General features: G+C 72.0%; 9 protein-coding genes. 7 read left to right on the top strand and 2 right to left on the bottom strand.

The window, feature by feature from the left end; genetic code table 11:
- Together ACI379_RS14020 and ACI379_RS14015 are read left to right on the top strand one after the other, a co-directional pair.
- Positions 1–657, top strand: a 657-nt coding sequence (locus tag ACI379_RS14020; protein ID WP_439792714.1) for a PHP domain-containing protein, incomplete at its 5' end; no start/stop codon positions are given.
- A 21-nt stretch (positions 658–678) separates the two neighbouring features.
- Positions 679–1,239 (top strand): M48 metallopeptidase family protein, encoded by a 561-nt coding sequence (locus tag ACI379_RS14015; RefSeq protein ID WP_439792713.1) that lies wholly within the window; start codon positions 679–681, stop codon positions 1,237–1,239.
- Positions 1,240–1,264: 25 nt separating this feature from the next.
- On the opposite strand, the gene ACI379_RS14010 is transcribed toward ACI379_RS14015, so the two are convergent.
- Both ACI379_RS14010 and ACI379_RS14005 read right to left on the bottom strand, forming a co-directional pair.
- The gene (locus ACI379_RS14010; protein ID WP_439792712.1) at positions 1,265–1,822 is read right to left on the bottom strand and encodes an NUDIX hydrolase; all 558 of its coding nucleotides are present in this window, start codon (positions 1,820–1,822) and stop codon (positions 1,265–1,267) included.
- Positions 1,819–3,150 (bottom strand): zinc-dependent metalloprotease, encoded by a 1,332-nt coding sequence (locus ACI379_RS14005; protein WP_439792711.1) that lies wholly within the window; start codon positions 3,148–3,150, stop codon positions 1,819–1,821. The genes ACI379_RS14010 and ACI379_RS14005 overlap by 4 nt, the downstream gene beginning before the upstream one ends.
- 56 nt (positions 3,151–3,206) lie before the next feature.
- Here ACI379_RS14005 and ACI379_RS14000 point away from each other — a divergent pair, with 56 nt between their 5' ends.
- The 5 genes from ACI379_RS14000 to ACI379_RS13980 form a co-directional block, all read left to right on the top strand.
- A complete protein-coding gene (locus ACI379_RS14000; protein ID WP_439792710.1) occupies positions 3,207–3,644 on the top strand; it encodes a molybdenum cofactor biosynthesis protein MoaE in 438 nt (145 codons plus the stop codon).
- A gap of 69 nt (positions 3,645–3,713) precedes the next feature.
- A complete protein-coding gene (locus ACI379_RS13995) occupies positions 3,714–3,968 on the top strand; it encodes a hypothetical protein (protein ID WP_439792709.1) in 255 nt (84 codons plus the stop codon).
- Positions 3,969–4,035: 67 nt separating this feature from the next.
- Positions 4,036–5,085: a YlbL family protein gene (locus ACI379_RS13990; protein WP_439792708.1), complete on the top strand. Its 1,050-nt coding sequence runs from the start codon at positions 4,036–4,038 to the stop codon at positions 5,083–5,085.
- Positions 5,085–5,696: a PPA1309 family protein gene (locus ACI379_RS13985; protein ID WP_439792707.1), complete on the top strand. Its 612-nt coding sequence runs from the start codon at positions 5,085–5,087 to the stop codon at positions 5,694–5,696. Before ACI379_RS13990 ends, ACI379_RS13985 begins: the two co-directional genes overlap by 1 nt.
- A 1-nt stretch (position 5,697) precedes the next feature.
- The coding region (locus ACI379_RS13980) for a UPF0182 family protein (protein ID WP_439792706.1) at positions 5,698–7,317 on the top strand (1,620 nt) is incomplete at its 3' end.

Genomic DNA, 7,317 nt, shown 5'->3' with positions numbered 1-7,317 from the left:
ATGGAGCTCGGCCACGACTACCTCGTGCTCACCGACCACTCGCCACGGCTCACCGTCGCCCACGGCCTCAGCGCCGGGCGTCTGGAGCGGCAGCTCGGCGTGATCGACGCCGTGAACTCCCACCTGGGCGGTGCCTTCCGGCTGCTCAAGGGGATCGAGGTCGACATCCTCCACGACGGGTCGCTCGACCAGACCGACGAGATGCTGGGCCAGCTCGAGGTGCGTGTGGCCAGCGTCCACTCCAAGCTCAGGATGGACGCCCCGGCCATGACACGCCGCATGGTCACGGCCGTCGCCAACCCGTACACGAACGTCCTGGGCCACTGCACGGGCCGGCTGGTCACGGGCAACCGGGGCACCCGGCCCAGCAGCGAGTTCGACGCGCGGGCGGTCTTCGAGGCCTGCGCGGAGCACTCGGTGGCCGTCGAGATCAACTCCCGTCCCGAGCGCCGCGACCCGCCCACCCGGCTGCTCGAGCTGGCCCGCGACACCGGCTGCCTGTTCTCCATCGACTCCGACGCCCACGCGCCCGGCCAGCTGGACATGCTCGACCACGGGTGCGAGCGCGCGGAGCAGGCCGGGATCGACCCGGAGCGCATCGTGAACACGTGGCCCGTGGACGAACTCCTGGAGTGGGCTGCGCCACGTCTTGGGTGATTCCCGCTAGCGTTGGGGGGCATGACCGCCAGCGGGGGAGCGCCCACAGCTGAGCCCGACGTCGTCGTGCGTCGGTCTGCCCGTCGTCGGCGCACAGTGTCGGCCTACCGCGACGGCGACTCCGTGGTGGTCCTCATCCCCGCCTCGATGAGCAAGCGCGAGGAGGCCCGGTCGGTCAAGGAGATGCTCGCGCGTCTGGCGCGCTCGGAGCGTCGCCGTCGGCCCACCAACGACCAGCTGATGGCCCGCGCCCTCACCCTCAACGACGAGTACCTCGGCGGGCTGGCCACCCCGCACTCGGTGACGTGGTCGGCGAACCAGACCTCGCGCTGGGGTTCGTGCACGCCGGTGGACCGTACGATCCGCGTCTCCACCCGTCTGCAGGGGATGCCGTCGTGGGTCCTGGACTACGTGCTGGTGCACGAGCTGGTGCACCTCATCGAGCCGAACCACGACGACGCCTTCTGGGGCTGGGTCCAGCACTACCCGCGTACGGAGCGGGCCCGCGGCTTCCTGCTCGGGTGGTCGGCCGCCGCCGACGTGGACCCGCCCAACAGCGAGTCCGAGGACCAGGGGGTCTGAGGCCGGCGGTGCCGGCGGGGTGCCGTCAGCACAGGCGCTCGCGCGCCCGCCCGATGAGCTCGACCATCTCGTCCTCCAGTTCGGGCAGGCCGTCGAGGGGCCACCAGCGCACGTCGAGAGACTCCTCGCTGGTCGCGTGAACGGCGTCGGCCGGCGCGAGGGCGGCGTAGCGGACGTCGAGGTGCCGTACGGTGCCGCGCGGGTCGCAGAACTCCACCTCGTGGCAGTCCAGGCTCACCGGGGTCGGGTCGAACTCGACCCGGCTCAGTCCGGACTCCTCCAGCGCCTCGCGCAGCGCGACGTCGGCCAGGGTGGCGTCGCCGGGCTCGCAGTGCCCGCCGAACGCGAACCAGCGGCGCGCCTTGCGGTGCAGGTTGAGCAGCACCTCGTCCCCGGACGCCGAGAGCACCACCGTCCCGGCCGTCACGTGGTCGGGGAAGCAGGCGCGCTCGGTGCCGTCCGGGTGGGTCTGGAGGTGCTCCACGAACGCCGCCCGCAGCGCCTCCTGGGCAGGCGTCGGCGCCAGCCACCCCTGCAGGACGGCGAGCGCGTCGGCGTGCTGGCCCGGTGGGTGGCCGCTCACGCGTCGCCCGAGGGGGCGTCCGGGTTGCCGCCGTCGAGCAGGTCGCGCAGTCCCGCCTCGAAGGCGTCGTCGCTGAGCGTGTCGGGGGCCACCGCGTCCTCGCGGAACCCCAGCGGGTCGTCGAGGTCGGCCGCGCTGGGCAGCAGGTCGGGGTGCATCCAGACGCCGTCGCGGGCCTCGGCCCCCTGACGGGTCCGCAGGGACCCCCACAGGGTGGCGGCGTCGCGGAGCCGTCGCGGCCGCAGCTCGAGGCCGACCAACGAGGCGAACGTCTGCTCCGCGGGCCCACCGGCGGCCCGGCGGCGACGGGTGATCTCGTGGAGCTTGGTCGCGGCCGGCATCCGGGTGGCGGTGGCCTGGGTGACGACCTCGTCGACCCAGCCCTCGACCAGGGCGAGGGTGACCTCGAGGCGTTCGAGGGCGGCCTGCTGGGCGGGAGAGCGGTCGAGGTCGAACAGTCCGCCCTCCATCGCCTCCTGCATCGCCTGGGGGTTCATCGGGTCGATGCCACCCAGCTTCTCCTCCAGACCGGCGGTGTTGAACTCGATGCCCGCCCCGTACGCCGCGACGGCGTCGATCAGGTGCGCGCGCAGCCATCCGACGTTGGCGAAGAGGCGCTGGTGCGCCGCCTCGCGCAGCGCGAGGTAGAGGACGACGTCGTCGCGGGTGACGTCGAGCCCCTCGGCGAAGGCGTCGACGTTGCTGGGCAGCAGCGCGGCGCGGCCGGCGGGCCCGAGGGGGAGGCCGACGTCGCTGGCGGAGAGGACCTCGCCGGCCAGGGCGCCCACGCCGTTGCCGACCTGGGCGGCGACCATGGCGCCGGTGGCCTGCTTGAGCATGCCGAGGATGGGGCCGGCCACGGCGCGCGCCTCCTCGGGCAGGGCGTTGCCGAGCGAGGAGACCGCCGCGCTGGCGATCGGCTCGACGAGGACCTTCCAGACCTCCATCGTCTCCTCGACCCACTCGGCCCGCGACCACGCCGCGGTGGAGGTCACGCCGGAGGTGAACTCGGTGGTCGTGTCGAGCCAGTGGTCGGCCAGCCGTACGGCGTCGGCGATGGCGTCCGCTCTGGCGCGCGACGGGGTCGGGTCGGGGGACTGCGCGGCCGTACGACGGGCCATGTCGGTGACGGTCTCCCAGTTGACCGGGCCCTCGTGCGGGGTGAGGAACGCCTGGAACTGGCCCATCAGCGCGGAGAGGTCGGGCATGCCGGTACCGCCAGCAGCACCCGGCTGGCCGAGGGCGCCGAAGATCTGCTCGAACGGGGTGCCCCGGAACGGGTTGTCGTCGGGACGTCCGGAGTCGCTGGAGTCAGCGTTGTCGTTCATGCCCCAACGGTACTCACCGCGTTCCAGCGCGTCCGGCGCTGCCTAGACTCGGGTGCGTGACCAGCCCCCAGCTCCCCGCCGTCCGTCTCTGCGAGATCAGGGACACCCCGTTGGATGTGCTCGAGGTGGTCGCGGCCGTCGACGACGCCACCGCGGGCGGCGTCAACGTCTTCGTCGGACGGGTCCGCGACCACGACTCCGGACGTGGCGTCGAGGGCCTGGAGTACTCGGCCCACCCCAGCGCCGCGGCCAGGCTGCGGGAGGTCTGCGACCGGGTCGTGGCCGCGCACGGTGTGACCGCCCTGGCGGCGGTGCACCGCACCGGCACGCTGCAGATCGGCGACCTGGCGGTCGTGGTGGCGACGGCCGGGGCCCACCGCGGCGAGACGTTCGAGGCCACGCGCGACCTCATCGACTGGCTCAAGGCCGAGGTGCCGATCTGGAAGCACCAGCGCTTCGACGACGGTGACGAGGAGTGGGTCGGCACCCCCTGAGCCGGCCCGGGGGCCATGACACCGCGGCACCTCCCCCGAGCGGGGCGGGGCGACGTCTAGGCTCGCGGTGTGGAGATCCTGTGGTGGCTCGCGCCGGCGGCGGTGGTGACCGTCCTGGCCATGGCCTGGGTGGGGTGGACCGGCCGCGACGGTCGTGGCCAGGTGGACCGCGACGTGGCGGTGGCGCGGCTGGCTGCGGCCATGGAGCGCGACCAGCCCAAGGTGCGTCGTACGGCCCCGCGCTCGCGCAGCGACCGCAGCACCGGCATCGCGGTCCGTCCGTCGAGGTCAACCGGGGTGGGGCCCGGCGCCGACGGGGCGTGAACCGCTCGCGTGACCGTGCCGGGGCTGGCGCGTGGCGGGGTTGCTGCCGTCTGAGAGAGTTGGCGCCATGAGTCAGCGGATCAAGGCAGGTCTGGCTGCCGTGCCGCTCCTGGCTGTGATGTGGGTACTGGTGGCCGTCGTGCCGTTGCCGTACGTCACGTACTACCCCGGCCCGATGGTCGACGTGCTCGGCAAGAACGACGGCACGCCCATCGTCCAGGTCGACGGCCACGAGACCTTCACCGACGGCGGTCAGCTGAGCCTGACCACGATCTACGTGGACCAGCCGGAGCGCAAGGTGGGCCTGCTGCGCCTGATGGGCGCGTGGATCGACCCCGACGCGGCCGTCTACCCGCGCTCCGCGGTGTACGCGCCGGACACGACCGACGCGCAGGACAGCGAGATGTCGGAGATCCTCATGGTCTCCTCGCAGGACGCGGCCGTCGCCGCCGCGCTGACCGAGCTGGGGTACGACCTCCCCTCGGTGGTCCAGGTGTTCAACGTCGAGGAGGGCATGCCCGCCCACGACAAGCTGTTCTTCGGCGACCGGATCATCAGCGTCGACGGCGTCAAGGTGAAGGACCCGCAGAAGGTCGGCGACGTGGTGCGCTCCAAGCCCGCCGGCACGCCCCTGGACTGGGTGGTCGAGCGGGGCGACGAGCAGGTCACCGTCTCGATCGCCGCGGAGGAGGTCGACGGCGAGCCGCGCGTGGGCATCACGCCCGGGCCCTCGTACGACTTCCCCTTCTCCGTCCGGGTCGACCCCGGCAGCGGCATCGGTGGGCCGAGCGCGGGCCTCATCTTCGCGATGGCGATCTACGACATCCTGACGCCGGGCTCCCTGACGAGCGGGGCCGAGCTGGCCGGCACCGGCGAGATCACCTCGGCCGGCGTGGTGCGTCCCATCGGTGGGGCGCAGCAGAAGGTGGCCGCGGCCCGCGACGACGGTGCCGAGCTCTTCCTGGTGCCGGATGCGAACTGCGACAGCCTGGGCGGGGTCGACACCGGTGACATGCGCCTGGTGAGTGTCAAAACGCTGGCCGACGCCCTCGAGTCCGTCCAGACCTGGGTCGAGGACCCGGACGCCGATCTTCCGAGTTGTGAGAGCAGTGACTGATGAGTGAGATGCCCCCGACCGACCTTCCTCCGGCCCCCGGCCCCGGTCTGCCGCAGGACCCCGCGCTCGCGGCGGCGGTGCTGGAGATCGAGCAGCACGTGGCGGCGTCCGGTTGGGACCAGCCAGCCCACCTGTACGCGCTCGTGCCCACCGCCGAGCTGGTCCGTCAGGAGCCGGCCCTGGCCGAGGCGCTCGGTCTGGACGACGACGCGTCGGCGGACGGCTCGCTGACCCCGGTCGAGCAGGACGGCCTCCCGGTGGGCCGGCAGCTCGAGGAGGTCCTGGAGACCGTCGAGTGGCCCGACGGGGTGGCGGGGTGCGCGGCGGTGGTGGAGCGCCTCGTGCTGCCGCCGGAGGTCGACGACCAGATCCCGGCCGACCCCGCCGAGGCGGCAGAGTTCGCGCGCGAGCACCCGCTGCGCCAGGAGGTACGGATCGTGGCCGGTGCCATGCGCACCGGTGCCTCGTACTGCGCCATGCGGATGCGCTCGCACGACGACGACCTGTCCGTGGTGGACGGCACCGACCTCGTACCGGGCCTGCTGGCCCTGCTGCACCAGACCCTTGACGTCAGTCCCTCCGGGACCGACCTGAGCACCCAGGAGCCCTGAGGTGAGTGGCCTCTTCGAACCCCGTCCCGCCGGTGGTCCCGGGCGCGGCCCGCGCCCTGCCGTTGGCGGTACGGGGCGTTCGCGCACCATCGTCCTAACGCTGGGGATCATGGGCGTCCTGCTGGTCGCCCTGTCCACGTTCTCGGCCTTCTGGACCGACCGGCTCTGGTTCGACTCCGTCGGCTTCGTCGACGTCTTCACGTCGATCTGGTTCACCCGGGCCGCACTGTTCGGCGTGTTCGGCGGCCTGATGGCTGCCACCGTCGCGGTGTCGATGGCGCTGGCGTACCGCTTCCGGCCGATGCTCTTCCCGGGCGTCAACAGCCCCAGCGACGGGCTCGACCGGTACCGCCAGAGCATCGCCCCGATCGTGGGCTGGCTGGTCGCCGGCATCAGCGCGCTGATGGGGGTCGCGGCCGGTCTGTCCGCGTCGGGCCAGTGGCGCACCTTCATGATGTGGCGCAACGGCGAGGAGTTCGGGACCACGGACCCCTACTTCGGCCGGGACCACGGCTTCTTCATCTTCGACCTGCCCTGGTGGCACTTCGTCGTCGACTTCGCGATGTCGATGACGATCGTCGCCCTCATGGCCACGGTGCTGGTCAACTACCTCTTCGGCGGCATCCGCCTCTCCGGGCGGCCCGGCGAGCGGGTCAGTGGCGCCGCGCAGGTGCAGTTCTCGGTGGTTCTGGCGCTCTTCGCGCTGGCCAAGGCCGTGGACTACTGGCTCGACCGCTTCGACCTGGTCCTCGACTCCACCAACGGCTTCACCGGCATGGGGCACACCGAGGACTCCACGGTGCTGCCGGGCAAGGAGATCCTGGCTGGCATCGCGATCGTCTGCGCGGTCATCTTCCTGGCCAACATCTGGCGCCGCACCTGGATGCTCCCGTCCCTGGGGGTCTCGCTGTTCGTGCTGTCCACGGTGATCCTGTCGATGATCGTCCCGGGCGTCGTGCAGCAGTTCCAGGTCAACCCCAACGTGCCCGACAAGCAGGGGCCGTACATCAAGGAGAACATCGAGGCGACCCGGGCCGCCTACGACCTCGACGACATCGAGGTGACGTCGTACAACAGCGCGCCCGACATGGACACCGCCGAGGTCAACAGCCTGGACGAGCTGACCTCGTCGGTCCCGCTGGTCGACCCCAAGGTCGTGAGCCGCACCTTCGAGCAGGAGCAGCAGGTGCGCCGCTACTACTCGGTTCCCGACGTGCTCGACGTCGACCGGTACGAGATCGACGGCCAGGACCGGGCGCTGGTGCTCGGCGTCCGCGAGCTCGACCAGGAGGGCATCGCCGCGGCCGACCGCAGCTGGGCCAACCTGCACACCGTGTACACGCACGGCAACGGCGTGATCGCCGCGTACGCGAACCAGCGCGGGTCGGACGACGCCAAGCAGGCCGACTCGATCCAGTGGGCCGAGGGGCGCGAGTCGTACGCCCGCACCCTGACGAACCTGTCCGACGAGGGGTACGAGACCCGCGTCTACTTCGGTGAGAAGAGCCCCGCCTACAGCATCGTCGGCAAGAAGGCCGGCGGCGAGTACCTTGAGCTCGACCTCCCTACCACGATCGGCGAGGAGGCCGAGGCCGACGAGAGCCGTTACACCTCCTACGAC

Origin of the sequence: Nocardioides sp. (assembly GCF_051876515.1) — a bacterium.
Taxonomy (GTDB): domain Bacteria; phylum Actinomycetota; class Actinomycetes; order Propionibacteriales; family Nocardioidaceae; genus Nocardioides.
This window is presented reverse-complemented; position numbering and strand designations above follow the sequence as displayed.